General features: G+C 71.5%; 20 protein-coding genes and 1 pseudogene. 7 read left to right on the top strand and 14 right to left on the bottom strand.

Going from position 1 to position 20647, the window contains the following annotated elements:
• Window position 1: 1 nt before the first annotated feature.
• The 4 genes from ACWGI6_RS01590 to ACWGI6_RS01605 all read right to left on the bottom strand — a co-directional run bounded on the left by ACWGI6_RS01590 (window position 2) and on the right by ACWGI6_RS01605 (window position 3520).
• Complete coding sequence (locus ACWGI6_RS01590; RefSeq protein ID WP_393904128.1) at window positions 2-253, bottom strand: hypothetical protein; 252 nt, start codon at window positions 251-253, stop codon at window positions 2-4.
• A 185-nt stretch (window positions 254-438) separates the two neighbouring features.
• A complete protein-coding gene (locus tag ACWGI6_RS01595; protein ID WP_453265624.1) occupies window positions 439-1095 on the bottom strand; it encodes a peroxiredoxin-like family protein in 657 nt (218 codons plus the stop codon).
• Entirely contained in the window at window positions 1092-1709 is a 618-nt protein-coding gene (locus tag ACWGI6_RS01600; RefSeq protein ID WP_453265625.1) for a TetR/AcrR family transcriptional regulator, read from the bottom strand. The genes ACWGI6_RS01595 and ACWGI6_RS01600 overlap by 4 nt, the downstream gene beginning before the upstream one ends.
• A gap of 239 nt (window positions 1710-1948) precedes the next feature.
• A complete protein-coding gene (locus ACWGI6_RS01605; protein ID WP_453265626.1) occupies window positions 1949-3520 on the bottom strand; it encodes an MFS transporter in 1572 nt (523 codons plus the stop codon).
• Window positions 3521-3705: 185 nt separating this feature from the next.
• Between ACWGI6_RS01605 and ACWGI6_RS01610 the strand changes: the two genes are divergently transcribed.
• Entirely contained in the window at window positions 3706-4578 is an 873-nt protein-coding gene (locus tag ACWGI6_RS01610; RefSeq protein WP_453265627.1) for a helix-turn-helix transcriptional regulator, read from the top strand.
• A gap of 6 nt (window positions 4579-4584) precedes the next feature.
• Here ACWGI6_RS01610 and ACWGI6_RS01615 read toward each other — a convergent pair whose 3' ends face one another.
• On the bottom strand, window positions 4585-5406 hold the full coding sequence (locus ACWGI6_RS01615) for a methyltransferase domain-containing protein (RefSeq protein WP_453265628.1): 822 nt from the start codon (window positions 5404-5406) through the stop codon (window positions 4585-4587).
• Between ACWGI6_RS01615 and pdxR the strand changes: the two genes are divergently transcribed.
• A complete protein-coding gene (pdxR, locus tag ACWGI6_RS01620) occupies window positions 5405-6967 on the top strand; it encodes a MocR-like pyridoxine biosynthesis transcription factor PdxR (protein WP_453265629.1) in 1563 nt (520 codons plus the stop codon). The genes ACWGI6_RS01615 and pdxR overlap by 2 nt on opposite strands.
• 183 nt (window positions 6968-7150) lie before the next feature.
• Here pdxR and ACWGI6_RS01625 read toward each other — a convergent pair whose 3' ends face one another.
• Window positions 7151-8704, bottom strand: coding sequence for an IPT/TIG domain-containing protein (locus ACWGI6_RS01625; protein WP_453265630.1), 1554 nt, complete (start codon window positions 8702-8704; stop codon window positions 7151-7153).
• 641 nt (window positions 8705-9345) lie between these two features.
• Between ACWGI6_RS01625 and ACWGI6_RS01630 the strand changes: the two are divergent.
• Both ACWGI6_RS01630 and ACWGI6_RS01635 read left to right on the top strand, forming a co-directional pair.
• Window positions 9346-9714: pseudogene (locus tag ACWGI6_RS01630) on the top strand (Scr1 family TA system antitoxin-like transcriptional regulator); the annotation flags it as partial.
• A 65-nt stretch (window positions 9715-9779) separates the two neighbouring features.
• Window positions 9780-10007, top strand: coding sequence for a DUF397 domain-containing protein (locus tag ACWGI6_RS01635; protein WP_453265631.1), 228 nt, complete (start codon window positions 9780-9782; stop codon window positions 10005-10007).
• Here ACWGI6_RS01635 and ACWGI6_RS01640 read toward each other — a convergent pair whose 3' ends face one another.
• The 3 genes from ACWGI6_RS01640 to ACWGI6_RS01650 form a co-directional block, all read right to left on the bottom strand.
• Complete coding sequence (locus ACWGI6_RS01640; protein ID WP_453265632.1) at window positions 10008-10466, bottom strand: nuclear transport factor 2 family protein; 459 nt, start codon at window positions 10464-10466, stop codon at window positions 10008-10010.
• Window positions 10467-10600: 134 nt separating this feature from the next.
• The gene (locus tag ACWGI6_RS01645) at window positions 10601-11485 is read right to left on the bottom strand and encodes a pyridoxamine 5'-phosphate oxidase family protein (RefSeq protein WP_453265633.1); all 885 of its coding nucleotides are present in this window, start codon (window positions 11483-11485) and stop codon (window positions 10601-10603) included.
• A gap of 13 nt (window positions 11486-11498) precedes the next feature.
• Window positions 11499-11954: a VOC family protein gene (locus tag ACWGI6_RS01650; protein ID WP_453265634.1), complete on the bottom strand. Its 456-nt coding sequence runs from the start codon at window positions 11952-11954 to the stop codon at window positions 11499-11501.
• Window positions 11955-12094: 140 nt separating this feature from the next.
• Here ACWGI6_RS01650 and ACWGI6_RS01655 point away from each other — a divergent pair, with 140 nt between their 5' ends.
• Entirely contained in the window at window positions 12095-12649 is a 555-nt protein-coding gene (locus tag ACWGI6_RS01655; RefSeq protein ID WP_453265635.1) for a CGNR zinc finger domain-containing protein, read from the top strand.
• Window positions 12650-12858: 209 nt separating this feature from the next.
• On the opposite strand, the gene rocD is transcribed toward ACWGI6_RS01655, so the two are convergent.
• The 5 genes from rocD to ACWGI6_RS01680 all read right to left on the bottom strand — a co-directional run bounded on the left by rocD (window position 12859) and on the right by ACWGI6_RS01680 (window position 18330).
• Window positions 12859-14100, bottom strand: coding sequence for an ornithine--oxo-acid transaminase (gene rocD, locus ACWGI6_RS01660; RefSeq protein WP_453265636.1), 1242 nt, complete (start codon window positions 14098-14100; stop codon window positions 12859-12861).
• The gene (gene ddaH / locus ACWGI6_RS01665) at window positions 14097-14921 is read right to left on the bottom strand and encodes a dimethylargininase (protein ID WP_453265637.1); all 825 of its coding nucleotides are present in this window, start codon (window positions 14919-14921) and stop codon (window positions 14097-14099) included. The genes rocD and ddaH overlap by 4 nt, the downstream gene beginning before the upstream one ends.
• Before the next feature lie 268 nt (window positions 14922-15189).
• Complete coding sequence (locus ACWGI6_RS01670) at window positions 15190-15684, bottom strand: Lrp/AsnC family transcriptional regulator (RefSeq protein ID WP_453265638.1); 495 nt, start codon at window positions 15682-15684, stop codon at window positions 15190-15192.
• Window positions 15685-15884: 200 nt separating this feature from the next.
• Window positions 15885-16784: an aminoglycoside phosphotransferase family protein gene (locus ACWGI6_RS01675; protein WP_453265639.1), complete on the bottom strand. Its 900-nt coding sequence runs from the start codon at window positions 16782-16784 to the stop codon at window positions 15885-15887.
• Between the two features lie 97 nt (window positions 16785-16881).
• The gene (locus ACWGI6_RS01680; protein ID WP_453265640.1) at window positions 16882-18330 is read right to left on the bottom strand and encodes an amidohydrolase family protein; all 1449 of its coding nucleotides are present in this window, start codon (window positions 18328-18330) and stop codon (window positions 16882-16884) included.
• Between the two features lie 403 nt (window positions 18331-18733).
• Between ACWGI6_RS01680 and ACWGI6_RS01685 the strand changes: the two genes are divergently transcribed.
• Both ACWGI6_RS01685 and ACWGI6_RS01690 read left to right on the top strand, forming a co-directional pair.
• Window positions 18734-19717: an ATP-grasp domain-containing protein gene (locus ACWGI6_RS01685; RefSeq protein ID WP_453265641.1), complete on the top strand. Its 984-nt coding sequence runs from the start codon at window positions 18734-18736 to the stop codon at window positions 19715-19717.
• A complete protein-coding gene (locus ACWGI6_RS01690) occupies window positions 19714-20562 on the top strand; it encodes an ATP-grasp domain-containing protein (RefSeq protein WP_453265642.1) in 849 nt (282 codons plus the stop codon). The genes ACWGI6_RS01685 and ACWGI6_RS01690 overlap by 4 nt, the downstream gene beginning before the upstream one ends.
• Window positions 20563-20647 lie beyond the last annotated feature (85 nt).

The raw sequence follows: 20647 nt of genomic DNA on the forward strand, positions 1-20647 counted from the left end.
CTCAACCGGCGTCGCCGGCATTGCCGGACAACGCGTCCATTGGATCGGCCCACTCCATGACGTCGACCTGGCGACTGCCACGGGACTCGATCACGAGCACGGTCGCCCCTACCGGAAGGGGCTCGGCGGACCAGGCAAGAAAAGCCTCCGTGCCGCCTCTGATCCGTACCAGGACCTCACCGGGACCGGCAGGCCCACGCGTGCCGATCAGCAGCACTCCCGTACAGCCGATCACGGCATCGTCCTGCGCCATTGGCGGCTGCCTTCCCCCGTTACGTTCCTGGAAATCCGACCATAGCGCTCCGGCGCGCGGCGGCCTATGGGGGGTCGGCGGCGAGTTGGGACAACGGGCCGCGGTGGTCAATTTCCCGTTAAGACATCCGCGAATGCCGGGCGTAAATCCGTTCGTGGGTGCGGGGCAGAGGTGCCGTGCGGAATTCAGCGTGTCGGGGTCAATGCGTCGAGGGCGGCGAGGATGTCGGACGGTTCGGCGCGTGCGGTGTAGTCGGTGTCGACGAAGGCCCAGCGGATGGTGGCGTCGCGGTCGATGACGTAGGTGGCGGGCAGCGGCAGGGTGCGCGGATGGCCGCCGTTGACGCGCTGCAGGTCGAAGCCGAAAGAGTCGTACACGGCGGCCAGGTCGTCGGGCAGGTCGAAGCTGAGGCCGTACTGCTTGGCGGTGTCCGAGCCGAGGTCGCTGAGGACGTCGAAGGCGAGCGCGTGCTTCTCGGTGAGGAGGAGGGACTCGTCGGGGATCTGCGGTGATACGGCCACCAGCCGGGCGCCGCGGGCGGTGATGTCGGCGTGGTGCTGCTGAAGGGCGCGCAGCGCGAGGTTGCAGTAGGGGCACCAGGCGCCGCGGTAGAAGGTGAGCACGACCGGACCGGCGGACAACAGGGCGTCCAGGGTGACGGTGTCGCCGGTCGCGCTGGGGAGGCTGAAGCGGGGCGCCGTGTCTCCGGCCTGCAGGGCCCGCTCGGCCTGGCCGGATGCGGCGAGGTCGCGGCCGGCGCGCTCCATCACCTCGCGGGCGGCGGCCGGGATCTGCGGGTAGCGGGCGTGGAAGAAGGCATTGAGCTCGTCGTGGAGGCTCATAGCGGTGGGTGCTCCTGAGGTGAGTGGTGGGCGCGCAATGGCGCGAGGGCGGCGGTCACCGTGTCGGTGAGCGTCCGGGCATCGGCGCCCGCACGGGAGCGCAGATTGACGCCGTACGCGAGTGTCGCCAGCACCGCGGCGGAGGCGTCGAGATCGTTGGCCGGCTGGAGCTGTCCCAGCTCCTCAGCGGTGGCAAGGGCCGCTCGCATGGCCGCTTCCAGCGTGGTGTGGTGCTCTTCGAGCAGGGTGCGGATGCCGGGGTCGGTGCATTCCGGCCCGGCGTAGGCATTGGTGACCATGCAGCCCCAGCCGGCGACCGGACCGGAGCAGCGCACCTCGATCAGCCCGGCGAAGAACTCCTCGATCGAGGTCAGCCCCGAGGCGGACGACGACAGCTGGGCGAAGGCCGGCGTCGAGTGCTGCGCTATATAGCGGCCCAGCGCCGCGGCGTAGAGACCGTCCTTGCTGCCGAAGGTCGCATAGAGGCTGGAGCGGCTCACTCCGGTCGCGGTCACCAGCGCCTGGATGCCGGTCGTGGGCAGGCCCTGGCGCCAGAAGATCTGGAGGGCGTCGTCCAGCACGATGTCGGGGTTGAAGTGCTTGATGTCGGGCATGGCCGGCCTGCTCGTCTCGCTGTCACGTGCGATACGCGGCCGGGCGGTGCGGGAGTCGGATCAGCCGCCCCGCATCGTCCGCCCCGCATCTTGGAACGGTTATTCCAAGATGCTCCGAGTCGCCTTCCCTGTCAAGGAGTTGGGGATACCGGCTGGGGACAGCTTCCGGAGCCGGCCCCTCCGTATCGCGTCGAGGGTGCGGGAAATCGCCCGTGCAGAAAGGCGGCCTCCGCCGGTGCCTATGTGCGGCGTCCGGCGGCCTTCGGAAGGAACGGCAGCAGCGCCGAGATCGCAGCGGCCAGCACGACGTTGAGGACCAACGCGGCCGCCAGCGCCTGCCCGTACGCGCCGGTGTCGTGCTGCGCGGCACCGTCGAGCGCGCCGTAATAGAGGATGCCGACGAGGGCCACACCGACCGCACCGCCGATCTGCTGACCGGTGGACAGCACCCCGGAGGCCATGCCCACTTCCTCGGGGCCGACGTTGCCGAGCACCGCGTTCAGCAGCGGGGTGACCAGCAGACCGTTGCCCGCGCCCACCAACAGCAGGGTCGGCACCAGCTCCCAGGCGGTCAGCGTGGCACCGGCGTCGAGGATCAGCGCGATGGTTCCGACGAAGCCCACGGCGCCGGTCACGGCGCCGAGCTGCAGCACGTGGCGGCCGTAACGGGCCAGCCGGCCGGCGATGAGACTGGCGGCGAAGAAAGCGACGGCGAACGGTGTGTAGACCAGGCCGGCGCCGAGCGCGTCCCTCCCCAGACCGTCCTGCAAGGTCAGCGACAGGACGAGGAACAAGGAGTTGATGCCCGCATAGGTGAGGACGACCAGGGCCGTCCCGACCGCGAACGGTCGCTCGGCCAGCAGCCCCAGCCGGACGAGCGGAGTGCCGCCCGCGGCCGCCACCCGCCGCTCCACCAGGCAGAACCCCGCGAACGCCGGCACGCTGCCGGCCAGACAGAGCCAGGTCCACAGCGGCCAGCCGTACGAGCGGCCCTCGACCAGCGGCACCACGAGCAGAAAGAGCGCCACGGTCAGCACCACCGCACCGGGCAGATCGAGCCGCCGGGCCTCCGGTGCCCGCGTCTCGGGCAGGAACACCCCGGCGAGCAGCAGCGTCACGACACCGACGGGCACATTGACCCAGAACACCGGTCGCCACGAGGAGCCGAAGAGATCGGCGGAGATCAGCACACCCCCGATCAACTGGCCGGACATGGTGGCCATGCCGATGACCGCGCCGAGCGCGCCGAACGCCTTCGGGCGCTCGCCGGCCGGGACCAGCACCTGGATCACCGCGAAGACCTGCGGAAACATCGCGGCAGCGCTGAGGCCCTGGACCAGTCGCGCGGCGATCAGACTGCCGGACCCGGGTGCGAGCGCACAGCCCACGGAGGACAGGGTGAACAGCGCCATCCCGGTCATGAACAGCCGCTTGCGGCCGAAGCGGTCGCCGAGGCGTGCGCCGGTGATCAGGGCCATGGCGTAGGTGAGCTGGTAGCCCGCCAGGATCAGTTGGACATCGGCGGCGGAGGAGTGCAGATCGGTCTGGATGGCGGGGGCGGCGACCAGCACGATGAAGGTGTCGAGCACGGCCATGAACGCCCCGACCAGCACGAGGGCCAGGGCCCGCCACGGCGCTGCGCCGCCGGCCGTGGCTGTCTGCGGACGGGGCTGCGGACGAGTCGGAAGGCCGGCCTGCGAACGGGCCCGGCGACCGGCGTGCCGACCGGCCCGCTGACCGGCCTCCGGCGCGGTCGTCCGCACCGGCGCGGCCTGCCGCCCGCCGGTACCTGAGGTGGGGGTCTGGGTCATGCGGCAAGCGTCCGTCGGCCCAGGCCGGACATACAGAGACCGATTATGCTGGTGTCCCCACCACCCCCAACTACCCCTCACCACACCGCTGTCCGGGCCGGGCCAGGACGCACCCACGGCGGTCCATACCCCTGGCCGGCACCCGCGGTCGGCACCCCGCGACCCGCGGCGGAACGGGAGCATCGATGGCTGACCTGCAACGGCGGCGGAGTCTCGCGGAGTTCCTCCGCTCGCGCCGGGAGCGGCTCACGCCCCAGGAGGCGGGCATCATCGCGGGCCCGCGGCGGCGCACCCCGGGGCTGCGGCGCGAAGAGGTCGCGCAGCTCTCCGGGGTCAGCGTGACCTGGTACACCTGGCTGGAGCAGGCGCGCGACATCACCGTCAGCAGACAGGTCCTCAGGAGCCTGGCGCGTGCGCTGATGCTCAGTTCGGCCGAGCGCCGGCATCTGTTCGCGCTGGCCGGGGTGCCGTTGCCGGAGCGGCCCCCGGGCCGCGGCCCCGGCCCCGCCCTGCAGCGGCTGCTCGATGCGCTCGAACCGCACCCCGCATACCTCCTCGACGCCAACTGGGACCTGGTGGGCTGGAACCGCGCCGAGGCGGGACTGATCGGTGATCCCTGGCAGCTGGAGCCGGCCGAACGCAATCTGCTGTGGCTGGTGTTCACGGATCCGGCGATTCGCTCCCTGCTGGTGGACTGGGAGGGGCAGGCGCGGGATCTGATCGCCCAGTTCCGGGCCGATGCCCGGCAGCGCTCGGGGGACCCGCGCTACGAACAGCTCACCGGCGGGCTGCGGGAGGCGAGTGCGGAGTTCCGGACCTGGTGGGAGGCGCACGACATCGCGGAGTTCGGCACCACGCGCAGAAGGTTTTGCCACCCCCGGGTCGGGGCGCTGACCTTCGACTATGTGAAGCTGGCGGCGCTGGACGCCCCCGGTGTCAAGCTGTTCGCGTGTCTGCCGGCCGACGCCGCGACGACGGAGAAGCTGCCCGCGCTGCAGCGGTGCGCGGCGGGCGCGGCTCCCGAGGAATCCGCCGTCGCTCCGCCGGGCGCCCCGTAGGCCGCCCTACGACACCGGATTGACCGCCACGGCCTTGAAGAAGGTGTAGTGGAAGGTCCCGTCGCCGTCCGCGGCCAGCCGCAGATCGGCGATCCCCCGGTCCCAGTCGGCGGCGGTGGTCAGCCCGGCGCCCAGTGCATCGTCCCGGACCGATTCCACCATGGCGATGAAGGTCTTCCTGGTGAAGCCGTCGACCAGCGAGGGCCGGGTCCGGTCGGCGTAGACCGTACGCGGCCGGATGACCATCTCGCGGAATCCGGCACGGGTGAGCATCGGCTGCAACTCCCGTCCCAGAAGCGCATTTCCACCGGCCGCGGCCTGCAGACGCACCTGGTGTCCGATCACGTCGTGGGCGTGACGGCTGTCCGGATGGAAGACCACCGAGCCGTGGTCGCCCTCGATCACGGTGAGGGTCCCGCCGGGCCGCAGGACCCGGCGCAGCCCGGCCAGCGCCCGGCCGGGGTCGCGGAGATGTTCCAGCACGAAGCAGGCGAAGAGATGGTCGAACGTGTTGTCCGGGAAAGGGAGGTGGAACAGATCGGCCTTCCGCCACGTCACGTCGGCTCCGGGCTCCTGCGCCGCCAGGTACGCGCGGGCCTGCGCCAGCGAATCCTCGGACCGGTCGACCGCGACGATCCGCGCCCCCGGGCTGTTCCTGACCAGATGTACGGTCTGCGCGCCCACCCCGCAGCCGACCTCCAGGACCCGGCTGCCGACGGGGTACGCCGTACCGGCATGCAGCAAGGTGGCCAAGGTGTCCGCCTGATCGCCGAGGCGCCGGGCCTCCCCGGGTGAGTAGCCGTGGACGTATGCCGTGTGCGTGTTCATGGCTTCACCGTGCCGGGACAATGGATCGGTGAACAGGTCCAAAGAAGGGCCCATCCATCGGTCCATAACTCCCTCGCCCCCGGCCTCCTCGCCCCGTTCGGCCGCTGCCGGTTCCTCCGACTTCCTGCAGCTGAACATCGAGGACGCGCCCGCGGGCGGCCGGTCGGCCTGGCTCGCCCGGGAGTTGCGGCGCGCGATCGCGGACGGCCGGCTGCCGGTGGGGAGCAGGCTGCCCGCGACCCGGGTACTCGCCGCTGATCTGCGCGTATCGCGGGGTGTGATCACCGAGGCGTATCGGCGGCTGACCGAGGACGGGCAGCTCGCCGGACGGGGGAGAGGCGGGACCGTGGTCGTCGCCGCGCCCGTACCCACTGCGGCGGAGGGCGCGGGTTCGACGCCGTACGCGCACCGGACCGCCGCTCCGTTCGCCGCGCCGCCCGGTCCGGAGATCTTCGACGAGCTGCGCGCCGCGCCCGCGCGGATCGATCTCTCCCCCGGCGTGCCCGACCTGTCCGCCTTCCCCCGCACGGCCTGGCTCCGCGCCGAACGCGCGGTGCTCGCCGACCTCGCGTCCACCGCGCTCGGCTACGGGGACCCCCGCGGCGCTCCGGCGCTACGGCTGGCCGTCGCCAACTGGCTGGCCCGCAACCGCGGGATCAGGGCGGACCCGGACGAGGTGCTGATCGTCGCCGGTACCGCGCAGGCACTCGGCCTGATCGCCCAGGTGCTGCACCGTGACGGCATCCGGGAGATCGCGGTCGAGGACCCCGGATCCCTCGGAGCGCGGCAGCATCTGCGCCACTGGCAGCCTGCGACGCCGCCGGTGCCGGTCGACGACGAGGGGATACGCGTCGATGCGCTGCGGGCGAGCGGCGCGCGGGCCGTACTGCTCACCCCGGCGCACCAGTTCCCCACCGGCGTGGTGCTCGGCGGCGGCCGGCGCCGTGAGCTGATGCGCTGGGCGGCCGACGGCGGACTGATCGTCGAGGACGACTACGACGCCGAGCACCGCTACGACCGCGCACCGGTCCCCGCGCTGCACTCACTCCTCCCCGAGCAGGTCTGCTACGCCGGAAGCGTCTCCAAACTGCTCGCGCCCGCCCTGCGGGTGGGCTGGCTGCTGGCGCCGCCGCGGTACCGGAAGGCGCTGGTCGACGCCAAACGGTTCGCGGACCTCGGCAACGCCGCACTCCCGCAGCTGGTGCTGGCGCGGCTGATGGAATCGGGCGAGCTGGAACGCCGGCTGCGGCTGCTGCGCCGACGCCATCGGCAGCGCCGGGACGCCATGATCGCGGCGATCCGGGCCCGTCTGCCGGGCGCGACCGTGCACGGCGCCGCGGCGGGCCTGCATCTGACGATCAGCTTCGCGCCGGACGGCTTCCGTGGTTCCGACACGGACCTGGCCGCGGCCGCCCTCGCCCGAGGCGTCACGGTCCATCCGCTGTCCTGGCACAGCCAACGCCCGTACCCGCCGGGCCTGGTGCTCGGCTATGCCGCCCGCACACCGGGCGAGATCACGGAGGGCGTGGCCGTCATCGGTGAGGTGTTGGCCGGTGGGTGACGGGGGCTGCGCGCCACCCTGGGCAGCAGACCATTCCGTGCGCTCCTCCTCTCGGAGCGCACGGAATGGTGGGGTGTCGTCCGGGTGACCCGGCGGCTGCTCTGGCGCGGCGTGGCGCGGTAGTTGGGTGGTGCCCGCCGGTGCTGCCGGTGCCGCCGGGGTCGGCTGGTGACCCGGCGGGGATCAGGGTTCGATGACTCCCGCGTGGTCGCTGGACGGCGGCAGGATGGCCGACCCGGTGGAGCCGCCGGCGAACTCGGCGTCATAGCCGCCGTTGGCGAGGATGAGCGTCAGGACGAGCGTCTCGTTGAACCGGGCGACGCCTTGGGCGTCGGTGGTGGCGATGCCCAGGAGGTTGCTGCCGATCTTGAAGACGATGGTCTGGCCGGGCACGGGCAGCCCGGTGACCTGATCGGTCAGCGTGGCGGTCAGGAACGGGAAGTACACGTGCGGCGGGAACAGCTTCGACAGCGCCGGGGTCGCGACCAGCGAGGTGGCGTGGACGGGCAGCAGGTAGGTGAAGCCGTTCACCAGACTGGCACTGCCACCAGGGGTGGTGACGGTGACGGTCACGGGACCGGCCGCCGCCCCGGGCGGAGTGGTGGCGGTGAGCTGCGTGCCGGTGGCGTTGACGCTCACCCCGGTGGCGGGGATGCCGCCGAAGTCGACACTTGCCCCGGTCAGGTTGGTGCCGTTGATCGTCACGACCGTGCCGCCCGCGATGGGCCCTTGGGTGGGGTTGATGCTGGTCAGCGTCGGGTCGAGCTGGATGACGCTGACGTTGTTCCCGTTGATGTTGCTGACGTAGACCTTGTTGTTGCCGGCGACCGTCACGGCGATCGGTCCGGCGCCGACGGGGATCGGGGCGCCGACGACCAGGTTGGTGGCGGTGTCGAACACCGTCACGCTGTTCGCCGCCCGGTTGGCCGTGTAGGCGATCCCGTCGGCGCCGACCGCGATTCCCCACGGCTGGTTGCCGACGGCGATCGGGGCGCCGACGACGGTGTTGCTGATGGTGTTGATCACCGTCACGGTGTTCGACCCGATGTTGGCGACATAGGCGTTGCCGTTGGGCGCGATCGCCACGAAGTTCGGCTGGGCGCCGACGGGGATCGGGGCGCCGATGACGGCGTTGGTGGCGGTGTCGATCACCGTCACGGTGTTCGATCCCCGGTTGGTGACGTAGGCGTTGCCGTTGGGGGCGACCGCGATCCCGACCGGCTGGGCGCCGACGGCGATCGGGGCGCCGACGACCAGGTTGGTGGTGGTGTCGATCACCGTCACGGTGTTCGCGGCGAAGTTGGTGACGTAGACCCTGCCGCCGGGGACGACCGCCACCACGGCCGGCTGGTTGCCGACGGCGATCGGGACGCCGATGACGGTGTTGGTGGTGGTGTTGATCACCGACACGGTGTTCGACCCGCTGTTGGGGACGTAGGCGTTGCCGTTGGGGGCGACCGTCAGCCAGACCGGCGTACCGCCGACGCCGATCGTGCCGCCGATGACGGTGTCCGTGGTGGTGTTGATCGCCGACACATTGGCCGACCCGGAGTTGGCGACGTAGAGGTCGCCGCTGGGGGCGATCGCCAGCCCGACCGGGTTGTTGCCGACGGGGATCGACGTGACGGCCAGGAAGAGGTGCGCCGGGACCGCCGCCCGGCTCACCTGCTCCGCCTGGGCGGGCAGCGCGGCTGTCTGCAGCAGCTCCTGCAGCGGCGACTGAAGAGTTGTACTCATGCGGACCCCTTCGGTGGGGGCCGTCCGGATCCCGCTCCGGGGCACCACAACCACAGACCACGCGCCACAACAACGCGGCGGGCTGCCCATCCCCGAGGAGGGATGGGCAGCCCAGTAGTTCGGTTATCGCCTTTTTTCCCATGATGCGGGGAAGGGAAACATTCGCACATGCTTGCCCACGGTCGGTGCGGTCACCCTCGGCATCCAGGTCGTCCGGTACGGGTAGTCGCCCACCCCTGCTAGCCGCAATGCGCAGCACATCGCCGAGCGCCCGGGTGGTCTGCTTCAGCGTCACCCGGAGCGTGAGCGGCCCGGCCGTCGGATCGTCCAACACCTCTTCCGCTTCGGCGAATACGAGCGCGCCGTCGCGCATCTGCTCCGCCTCCATCTCGTCGGCCTTACGGGAGAGATAGCCGCCGCTGTCGTCGGTGCTCAGGTAGCACGGGTTGCCCGCGGGGGTCTCCCAGGCAACAGGCGCAGTCCTGGCCCGGGACACCGGGTGTCGTCCGGGTTGCTCTGGTCGGTCACGTCGTCAACTCCTGGGCGCCTTGGCTGCTTTCGCCCCTAGCGTTGTGTAACGGCGAGTAGCCTCGCCAGTGCACGGAGGGTGACGAATTTTCGGTCACATGGGGGTTGACGACATGGGCAGCACCTACGGCGATTGGCTCAGGCAACAGCGAGAAGCGGCGGGGCTGACGCAACAGCAGTTGGCCGACGCGGCGGTGATGACCCGCACGCACATCGCGCATATCGAGGCGGGGCGGCGAGTTCCTTCCAAGGAGGATGCGCGGCGGTTGGACATGGCTTTGAACACGGGGAATGTGCTCAGTAGCTTTCTTCCGCAGGACGACACGACGGTTGCCGATCGCTTCGCGGATGCGCTGAAGCTTGAGCAACAGGCCACGATGATCAGGGAGTTCGCGCCCACCCTCGTGCCCGGGATCTTCCAAACGAAGAGCTACGCGCGTGCGGTCATGCGGGTCGCTGGGCGCCTACGATCTCGCTTTGAGCGACGCATTGCCGCTGACGGAGTCACTTGCCCTGATGAGGGCGACAGCGAAGGGATACGGACACCATGGTTGAACACGCCATCCTGGAAGCCGCGACTCCGAGCGGCTGGCGCAAGTCGTCATACAGCGACAGTGAAGGCGCCAGCTGCGTAGAGATCCTGGACACCCACCCCTCCGGCATCCCCGTCCGTGACTCCAAGACCCCCCACGGCCCGGCCCTCCTCATCGGGATACCCGCGTGGTCGTGCTTCGTCGCCGCCCTCAAGGACGGGGAGCTGCCCGGCTCCGGCTGATCAGCGGAACGGAAGCGGGCGGCCCCGCTCCTCCTCCGGGCGGGGCCCGAAGATGCGCCGTTCGTCGCCGATGATCGCGACATCGTGGATGCCCGCCTCCCGGCGTCGCATCAGTCCCTCCTCGTCGAACTCCCACAGCTCGTTGCCGTAGCTGCGCCACCACTCGCCGGTCGCGTCATGGCACTCGTACTGGAAGCGCACCGCGATGCGGTTGCCGCTGTACGACCAGAGCTCCTTGCGCAGCGCGTAGTCCAGTTCGCGGGTCCACTTCTGGCGCAGGAAGGCGACGATCTCGTCGCGGCCGGTGAGGAAGGTGTCGCGGTTCCGCCAGACCGAGTCCTCGGTGTAGGCGAGGGCGACCCGCTCCGGGTCGCGGGTGTTCCAGGCGTCCTCGGCCGCCTGTACTTTCTGCAGCGCGCTCGACTCGTCGAACGGCGGGAACGGTGGGCGTGCGGCCATGACGTTCTCCCTCTCTCGGTGGCGGGAGGACGGTCGGCCGTTCTCCCTGCTGTTTGCCGGTGCTTCCCCGCCCAGCCTGACCTGGTCGGGACGTATCGCACCGCCGCGACACCGGCCGTTCGTCACCGGCAGGTTCATGCGCTGTCCCGCAGGGGCGGGTTGGCGGGCGAGTACTCGGGGGCGGACCAGCGCAGAGGGCTGGCGTGCGGGGTCTCCACGGACTCGGCGATCGTGAAGCGGGTGGTGCGGCCGTGGGTGGCGAACGTGGTGTGCGCGGTGCCGGTGAACTGGAGCGTGGTGCCGGTGCTCCAGTCGAGGAACAGCAGCCCGGCGCGCGGGTCGTTCTCGAGGTTGCCCAGGGTCAGGTACATCGAGTTGCCGGGGTAGTCCTGCCAGGTCAGTTCGGTGGGTGAGGTCACCTGGACGAATCCGGGGTCGCCGCCGCGGTGGCTGGCGTCGGCGCCGTCGGCCGCCGCCGTGGCGATGAAGAAGGTGTCGGCGGAGCGGACGAGCGTGAGCTGGTCGGGGGTGAGTTCCCGGCCCCGGCGTACGGCGCCGGGCCGGGTGGGGGCGGGCGCCTGGAGTTGCCGCCTCTGCAGATACTTCGGGCAGTTGGAGAAGACCTGCTCGGCCGCCACCACGAACCCGCGGGCCGTCGGTGCGGCCGTGCCGTTGAGGCGCATGCGGCGGCGGGTGCGCGGGTCCAGGGCGATGGTGCCGACCTCGGTCCCCTCGGTCGTGAGCGCCGCGGCGAGCGGGTCGCGGTCGGGCAGGCCGCCCGTGACCGCGATCCGGTCGGGGCCCGTGGCCCGTACAAAACCGGGCGCGCCGGTGAGCAGTGAGCCCCACATCCGGCCGGCCCGGTCCGCCGCGCCGACCACCAGCATCGGCTGCAGACCGAGGAAGGCCGCGGCCACCTCGCGGATGCCCGGCCCGATGGAGCGGCCGATGTGGTCGGCCGCCGTGCGGACACCGAGGCGGTCCTGCACGGCGCGCGAGCCTTCGTGGTACGGGTCCACGGTCCTCAGCTCCTCAGAAGAATCCGCAGGTCGGTGCGGTGGCCGCCGGGGCGGGTGCGCCGAGTGCGCCGGTGGGTACGGAGATCTCCAGACGGGTGCCGTCGGGGTCGCGGAAGAAGATCCCGCCGGAGGCTGCGCCCTCGCCGTGGGCGACGACCCCGTCGTACGCGAAGTCGACGTCCCGCTCGCGGAGCCGGGCCTCGAAGGCCTTCACCTCGTCGATCGTCCCGGCCTGCCACGCCAGGTGGTGCAGCCCGGCCAGTCGGGGGGCGTACGCGCCGTCCGCCTGCTGCCACAGGGTGAGCGTGAGCTCGCCGTCCTGCCCCAGGAAGGCGAAGCGCCGGCCGTCCGCGTCGCCCTCCCCGAGCACGTCGAACCCGAGCACCTCGGCGTAGAAGCCGAGCGAGCGGTCGAGGTCGGTGACGTTGAGCCCGGTATGGCCGGGCCGCAGTGTGCTGGTCGCCGTCATGGCGGACACCTTTCCGTTGGATCGGTCCCCCCGATCTAACTGTTGTAATTGACTTTAGAGGTTAGAAATGGAGTGGTCAACCAATCACGTACGCTTGAGTGGTTAGCCCACAGGGGTACGGACACGAGAAGGAGGCAGGGATGTCTGCGACCGAGCCCGCGACCGACCCGCGGCCCCTGACCGGGGAGCCCGTCTCGCTGGATCTGCTGAACACTCGCTGGATGTCCGAGGGCGGGCGCCAGGATCTGCTCGCCGACCCCGACGGGCTGCGCATCTGGCTCGCGAGCAACGGTCTCGACCGCCGCTTTCCGGCCGGTGCCGCCGCACGGGAGCATGTGCTGCTCGCCCGCGAGGCGCTCGCCGCCGCCGTCGACAGCCCCGGCGACAGGGCCGGTATCGAGCGCGTCAACGCCGTACTCGACCACGGCCGGATCCGCGCCACCCTGACCGCCGAAGGCCCTGGCGAGGAGGCGGAGTTCGAGGATCCGTCCTGGGGCGCGGCCTGGACGGCGGCCCGCGACTACCTGGACCTGCTGCGCGCCGCCCCCGGCCGGATCCGGCGCTGTGCGCACGACGCGTGCATTCTGCACTTCTTCGACATCTCGCGGAACGGCACCCGCCGCTGGTGCTCGATGGCAGCCTGCGGCAACCGGGCGAAGGCCTCACGCCACTACGCGAAGACGCGCGAGGCCTGAGCGGCGTTCCTCGTGCGCTGCCGCCCGCCGCGGGGCGCCAATGGGAGCGGCCCCCGACCCGGGGTTACCCGGTCGAGGGCCGTTCTTTCTGGTGGGGGCGGTGCGCCCGCTCGGTCTGCGCCGTCCTTGCCGGGCGGCAATGCCGCGCCGGTGGTGCAATGCCGCGCCGGTGGTGCAACGCCGCGCCGGTACTGCGGTCCCGCGTCAGGTCACCGGATCAGCGACCGCTCCAGGCAGCCCAGCGCCGACTGCAGTTCCTCCGCGGTGATGGTCAGCGGCGGGGCGAGCCGGATCGTCGAGCCATGGGTGTCCTTGACCAGGACACCCTCCTTCAGCAGGCGTTCGCTGATCTCCCGGCCGGTGCCGAGCGCGGGGTCGATGTCGACGCCGGCCCACAGGCCGCGGGCGCGGAAGCCGGTCACACCCTTGCCGGTCAGCGCCGCCAGCCCGGTACGCAGCTGTTCGCCCAGCTCGGCGGCGCGGCGCTGGAACTCTCCGGTGGCGAGCAACTTCACGACCGCCGAACCGACCGCGGCGGCAAGGGGGTTGCCGCCGAAGGTCGAGCCGTGCTGGCCGGGGCCCAGCACACCGAGCACCTCGCGGCGGGCGACGACCGCGGAGACCGGGACGATGCCGCCGCCGAGCGCCTTGCCGAGCAGCAGGACGTCCGGCACCACGGACTCGTGCTCGACCGCCAGGGTCGTGCCGGTGCGGCCCAGCCCGGACTGGATCTCGTCGGCGATGAACAGGCACCCGGCCCGCCGGGTCAGTTCGCGTACGCCGGTGAGATAGCCGTCGTCGGGGATGACGACGCCCGCCTCGCCCTGGATGGGCTCGATCAGTACGGCGGCCGTCGTCTCGTCCACGGCCGCTTCGAGCGCGGCGAGATCGTTGTAGGGGACGGTGCGGAAGCCGGGGGCGAAGGGGCCGAAGCCGATGCGGGCCGTGTCGTCGTCGGAGAAGCCGACGATGGTGGTCGTCCGGCCGTGGAAGTTGCCGCCGGCCACCACGATCGTCGCCCGGTCCGCCGGGACGCCCTTGACGTCGTACGCCCACTTGCGGGCGACCTTGATGCCGCTCTCCACCGCCTCGGCGCCGGTGTTCATCGGCAGGACCATGTCCAGCCCGGTCAGCTCGGCGAGGCCTTCGGCGAAACCGGCGAGACGGTCGTTGTGGAAGGCACGGGAGGTGAGGGTGAGCTGGTCGAGCTGGCGGTGCGCGGCCTCGATCAGGGCCGGGTGACGATGGCCGAAGTTGAGCGCCGAGTAGCCGGCCAGCATGTCGAGGTAGCGGCGCCCCTCGACGTCCTCGACCCACACCCCTTCGGCGCGCGCGACCACCACGGGCAGCGGGTGGTAGTTGTGCGCGAGGACCGGGCCCTCGGCCTGGATCAGCTCCGCGGACGAACGGGGAGCAGCCTGCGCGGGGACGGTACGGGTGGGAGCGGTCATGAGCGAATCTCCTGGGTGCAGCACTTGATGCCGCCGCCGGCCTTGTGGAACTCGGAGAGGTCGACGGGGACGGGGACATAGCCGTGCGCGCTGAGCCGGCCGATGAGGCCGGTCGCCTGCGGTGCGATGAAGACGTGGCGGCCGTCGGAGACGGAATTGAGGCCGAAGGCCATGGCGTCGTCCCGGGTGGCGAGCACCGCCTCGGGGAACAGCCGCCGCAGCACTTCACGGCTGCCGGTCGAGAACGCCCCGGGGTAGTAGGCGATGTTCGCCTCGCCCGTCTCCGCCGTCTCCTCCAGGACGAACAGCGCGGTGTCCAGGTGGTAGAAGTACGGGTCCACCAGCTGCAGGCCGATCGTCGGGACGCCGAAGAACTCCTGCACCTCGCGGTGTGCCGCCGGTGTGGTGCGAAAGCCCGTGCCCGCCAGGATGTAGCGGCCGGCCGGTACGAGGTCGCCCTCGCCCTCGCACAGCGACTCGGGCCGGTAGACGTCGTACCCGGCCGCCTTGAACCAGGTCTCGTACTCCGTGGTCTCCGGCCGCCGCTGCGGTGCGTGGAAGTACGAGCCGAAGACCCGGCCGCCCACGACGAGCGCGGAGTTCGCCGCGAACACCATGTCGGGGAGCGTGGCCACCGGGGGCACGGTCTCCACCGTGTGCCCGTGGTCGCGGTAGGCGCCCATCAGCGCCTCCCACTGGCGCCCCGCGAGGGCGGTATCCACCGCTGCGTCCGCGCTCATCCACGGATTGATCGCGTAGCGCACATCGAAGTGTCTGGGCTCGCAGACCAGATAGCGCCGGGGGCGCGATACACGACTCATCGGCACGGGACGATCCCTTCGCTTCCTACGGGCTTGCGGGTCGCCCGGTTGTCACTGAGGGTCACCCGGGTTGCTTCCAAGGTAAGGAGCGAAGGATTCGGGCCACAAGCAACAAATGCTGCTCATCAGCGCAGGAATGCTGCGGAGAAATGACGGGGGACGATGGATTGCTGCGCAGGAGGGGAGGGTTTCCGTCCCGTCGCCCTCGCTCCGGCTGGGAGCCGGCCGGTCGTCGCCGCTCCGGTGGGGGCCGCGCTGCCGCCCCGCTTCAGTGGGGGGTTCCTCCCGAGGACGGGCTCGCGCCCGCCTCCGGGCTGTCCGGCAGGAGATGGGACAGCACCATGTAACTGATCGTCTTGCGGATGAACGGCTCGGCCCTGATGCGTTCGAGCACCTCCTCGAAGTGCTCGACATCGGTCGCCCGTACGTGCAGCAGCGCATCGGCGCCACCGGTCACGGTCATCGCCGCGGCGATCTCCGGATGGTTGCGCACGACCTCCGCGAGCCGCCGGGGCGGCGCCGCACTGTCGCAGTACACCTCGACATACGCCTCGGTCAGCCAGCCCAGGGCGGCCGGCCGGACGGTGGCGGTGAACCCCGTGATCACGTTGTTCTCCCGCATCCGGTCCACCCGCCGCTTCACCGCGGTGGACGACAGCCCGACCGCCGCACCGATCTCCGCAAAGCTCGCCCGGCCGTTGTCGATCAACGCCGCAACGATCTTGCGGTCGAGGTCGTCGAAGGGCGCGGCCTTGTTGGTCACTGGGCCTCCCGATTCTTCCCGGTTCCTACCGGTACATCTCCGTCGCGGTCGCCTCACGGTAGCGATACCGCGGGCGGGCGGGGAGTGGGGCCGGGAGGGCCCGGCCGGGTGTGGCGGCCGGGGGGCCTCGGACCGCAGTCGCAGTCACGGCGGTCGGCCAGGGCGGGCCCGGCGCGTCGGCGACGCCTCGGGGGAAGGACTCAGCCCTCTCCCAGCACCGCCCGGATCACGTGCCGGGCGTTGTGCGCCATCGCCGGGTTCGTCCTGCGGTGGTCCGGCAGCGCGATCAGCGCCTGCGAGAGCGTCCGCCCCCGGCCGCGGTTCCAGGTCGCGTCGTCCACGCCGAGCGCCTCGCGGAAGACCTCCCTTGCATCGGCAGGCAGCAGATTCCACGCCGGGAACAGATCGCAGGCCGGATCGCCCACCCCCATGCACCCGAAGTCGATCACCGAGGTCAGCCTGCCGCCGTCCACCAGCAGGTTGCCCGGCATCAGATCGGCATGCAGCCACACCGGCGGCCCCTCCCAGACCGGGGCCCGCAGCGATTCCTCCCATACGGCGGCCACGGCATCGCAGTCGATGCCCTCCTCCGGGATCCCGCGCAGCTCCTCGATCGCCGCCCGGGTCGACGCGTCGAGCGAGGCGACCGGCCCGCCGCGGTAGGCCTGCGGCGCCCCCGGCAGGGTGACGCTCCGCATCGCCGTCACGAACCCGGCCAGATCCTTGGCCAGCAGCACGGGCTCGCTCAGCGCCCCCGCCTCCGGGTGCTCCCCCGCCAGCCACCCGTACACCGACCACGGCCACGGATACCCCTCGGCGGGTTCCCCGGCCCCGAGCACCTCGGGGATGGCCGTGGGCAGCCGGGACGCGAGGCGGGGCAGCCACTCCTGCTCCATCGATACGTCCTGGGCGCCACCCTTCACCAGCGGCAGCCGCACGACCATGCCGTCGCCCAGCCGGTACACGGCGTTGACCGTGCCGCCGGACGGCAGCCGCTCCACCGAAAGCCCCGCCCACTGCGGGAGTTGCCCGGCGATCAGCCGCCGTACCAGGTCGTCGTCGAGGGGTTGCAGGCCCGGATCCATCTGCCCTGTGCTCATGGGGTGTCATCCGATCCCCGGACACCGTGGGCGTCAAAGGTTTTTCCGGCCCCGACGAGCGGCCCGGCCACCGGTCACACCGACTGACGCTGCGGGTTCAGGCCGGCTCCACGCGGCGCAGCCCCGCCCGGCGGACGACCTCCGGGCCCAGCTGCGCGGCCCGGGACACCAGGGCGTGGCCGTCCCAGTCCGGTGGCCAGCCGTGCCACAGGCGTAGCGTGCCGCCTACGACGACTGCGGCGATCTGGTCGCGGTGCGCGAGGCGGACGAGTTCCCAGCGCAGGTCGTAGGAGGGCGTGAGTTCGGGGACATCGAGGTCCACGACGAGGAAGTCGGCGGCCTTGCCGACCGCGATCTCGCCGGTCACCCTGCCCAGTCCGAGCGCATCGGCGCTGCGCGAGGTGGCGTGCTCCAGCCACATCCGGCCGGCGCCGCAGGACGAGTCGCCCGAGGCCATGCCGTACGCCAGCCGTTGTGCCGTCTCCGCGGCGTCGATCAGCCGGAAGCCGTCACCGCGGGTGCCGTCGGTGCCCATGCCGAAGCGCACGCCCATCGCGGCGAGCAGGGTTGCGTGCGCGACGCCGTTGCCCTTCCAGGCGCTGGCCACCGGGTTGTAGCTGATCGCCGCGCCGGAGTCGGCCAGCAGCCGCATCTCCGAAGGGGTGAGGAGGGTGGCGTGCGCGCCCAGCGTGTGCGGGCCGAGCGCGCCGATGTGGTGCAGATGTTCCACCGGGCGGCGGCCGACGCTCTTCAATGAGCGTTCCACGGAGGCGAGATGCTCGTTCACATGGATCTGCAGCACCGCACCGGCCTCGGCGCACAGGTCGGCGGTCTTCTTGATGACCTCGCCGGGTGCGTCCTCGGGGACGGCGATGGCCAGCGAGGGATGGATCAGCGGATGGCCGTCCCACCGCCCCAGATGCGCCGGCCCGCCCTCGCCGGTGGAGACGATCTTGGACAGTACGCACCGGACACCGGCTTCCTCCGTGGCCTGCGCCACCACCCGGACGTCCACGGGGGCACGGGTCCCGGCGTCGGCGACCGTGGTGAAGCCGCCGCGAAGGGCCTCCAGCGCGGCCAGCTTCGCCGAGACGTAGGCGCTCTCCTCGTCCAGCGCATGTTCCAGCGGCTCCCATATGGTCTTGAAGATCTCCGAGGGCTGGCCGAAGGACTGGGCCTTGCCGAAGCTCTGGGTCAGATGGTGGTGCGCGTCCACGAACCCGGGCATGAGCAAGTGGCCGTCCAGCCGCACCGGTGGTACGTCGCGGTGCGCGGCGATGAGCTGTTCGGCCGGTCCGATCGTGCGGAACTTTCCGTCGCGGACGAGGACGGCCTGATGGCGCACCGGCCCGTCCGGCAACAGCAGCAACTCGGGCACCAGCAGTTGTTGTCTGCCGTGGAACTGTTCGGGCCGCGGGGCGGCCTTGCCGTGGGGGCTGTCGGCCGCGGCCGCTTCCGTACCTCCGATGCCCGGCCCGCCGAGGAGCCCGCCCGCGCCGGTCAGGCCCATGCCGACCAGAAACCTCCGTCGTCGGAATCTGCTCATCCCGGGTCCTGAGTCCGGCCGTTCGCCCGGGGGGACGCCGTGGTCCTGCTGCTCGTTCGCCAACCCGCTCGCCTGCTTTCCGCACTTCGGTACGTGTATGTCCTGCTCGCTGAGCTGTCCCCGGGGTGGCCTGACCTTAGGGCCGGCCCAGAATTGGAACAAGGGTTCCGGCATGCGGGATTCATCGACGGCGCGGGGAGGGTGGCGGAAGTCTCGCCGGGGTCCGGCAAACTCCTGGTCATGGGCGAGGGGTCGGGCGCAGGAGGTGGCGTAACCTCGCCGAAATAGGGGCCGGAGCCCGGTGCGTGGGTCCACGGTGCCCGCCGGAGCCCGCATGGGATCCTGGTGTGTCATGGATCTGCCGGACGGACGGTGGACGTGCGGCGATGACGAGGGTGCACCGATGAGACTCTGCTTCCTGGTGGAGGAGCAGTACCGCCATGACGGCATGCCGCTGGACGTGATCCGCCAACTCGGCGCCTGGGGACACCAGGTGGACGTGGTGTGGCCCGGCCGCTCGCTGATCCCCATATCCGAGGCGATTCAGGCGGGCAGCCATGATGCCTGGGTCCTCAAGACCGTCTCCGGCGGCCCGGGGCTGACGCTTCTGGAAGCCGCCGCTTCCGTCGGGCTGACGACGGTGAACGATGTCCGGGCGATCCGCGGCGTACGCGACAAGGCGCTGGCCGCAGTGATCGCCCGCAGCAGCGGGCTGCCGGTCCCCGCGACGTATGCGGCGGCCCGTCCCGAGGAGTTCGCGCAGATCCCCGAGGCGGAGTTCCCCCTCGTGGTGAAGCCCGCCGACGGCAGTTCGGGGCGCGCCGTGCGGCTGGTGGCGACGCCGGACCGGCTGCTGGATCCCGCGGGGCCGGACGCCACGGGAGAGCCGGGCGGGACGGCCGGTGGGCTGCTCATCGCCCAGCCCTATGTGCCCAACTCCGGTACGGATCTGAAGGTGTACAGCGTCGCCGGCGAGCTGTACGCGACCGAGCGGTGCTCTCCGCTGCATCCCGCGCACGCCGCACGCGAACGTCAGGTGCCGCTCACCCCGGAAATCGCCCGGATCACCGCCGAGATCGGCACGGTGTTCGGCCTCGATCTCTACGGGGTCGACATTCTGCTCGGACCCGACGGCCCGGTGGTCGTCGACATCAATGACTTCCCGAGCTTCCGTCAGGTGCCGGACGCGGTCGCCCGGGTGTCCGCCGCCGTGCTGGACCTCGCCCGTAACGGGACGACGGGGCAGGCGGCCGGGCCGGCCGCCTGCCGCCTCGCGGCCGGGCAGCCGAGGGCGATGCCCGCGACGGCTCCCACGGCATCCCCGTTCACCGCTCCGCCCGCCCCGCGCGCCGACCGGCCCGCGGCCTCGATCGGTGGTGGCCGATGAGGATCGGGCTGGTCACCGCGGATCCCGGGCATCCGCTGCTGGCCGCGGTCACCGAGCTGCTGACTCCGGCGCATCGGGTCGAGTGGCTGGACCCGGGCAGCGGGGCGCCGGGCCCGGACCTCACCTCGCCCGCGGATGTCTACCTCCTCAAGGCACGTACGCCCCGGGCGCTGGCGCTGGCCGCCCGCCTGGAGGAGCACGGCGCCCCGGTGCTCAACTCGGCGGCGGCGACCGCGCGCTGCCAGGACCGGGTCGGCATGGCCGCGGTGGCCCGCGCGGCGGGGCTGCCGTTCGCGGGCACCACCTCCGTGGCCACGCTCGGGCAGCTGGCAGCGGCCGGCGAGCCGGGGGTCCCGCTGGTGATCAAGAGCCGGTTCAGCCGGCGCCATGACCTGGTGGCCCGTGCCGACAGCGCCGTACGGCTGCGGGAGCTGGCCGCCGACTGGCCCGATGAACCGGTGGTGGTCCAGGAGTTCACCGTGAACAGCGGCTGGGACCACAAGCTGTGGGTGGTCGACGACCGGCTCTTCGCCGGGTTGCGCCGGTCGGAGCTGGCCCCGGGCGGCCGCGGGCCGACGCTGCCGCTCCCGGTCGGTGAGCTGCCCGCGAGCTGGACCGGGGCCGCGCTGCGGGTCGGCGAGATCTTCGGTCTGGACGTCTACGGGGTGGACCTGCTCGATGGCGGTGGCGGTGCGCCGCTCATCGTGGACATCAATGCGTTCCCCGGTATCCGTGGCCAGGCCGGCGCCCCGGAGGCGCTGGCGCAGCTCGCCCTGCGCACGGCCGCACGCGGCCGGAGCCTCGGCCCCGACGAAAGAAAAATGCCAGAAGTCAGCGAGAAATGAACCCTGTTCGGAGGCCACCGAACCGAAGTGGCGCGGAGGCGGAAGCTCCTCCTCCGTAAGGCCTAAGGCGCTGACCCCTGGGGTA

It is taken from the genome of Streptomyces sp. NPDC054786 (assembly GCF_053611685.1).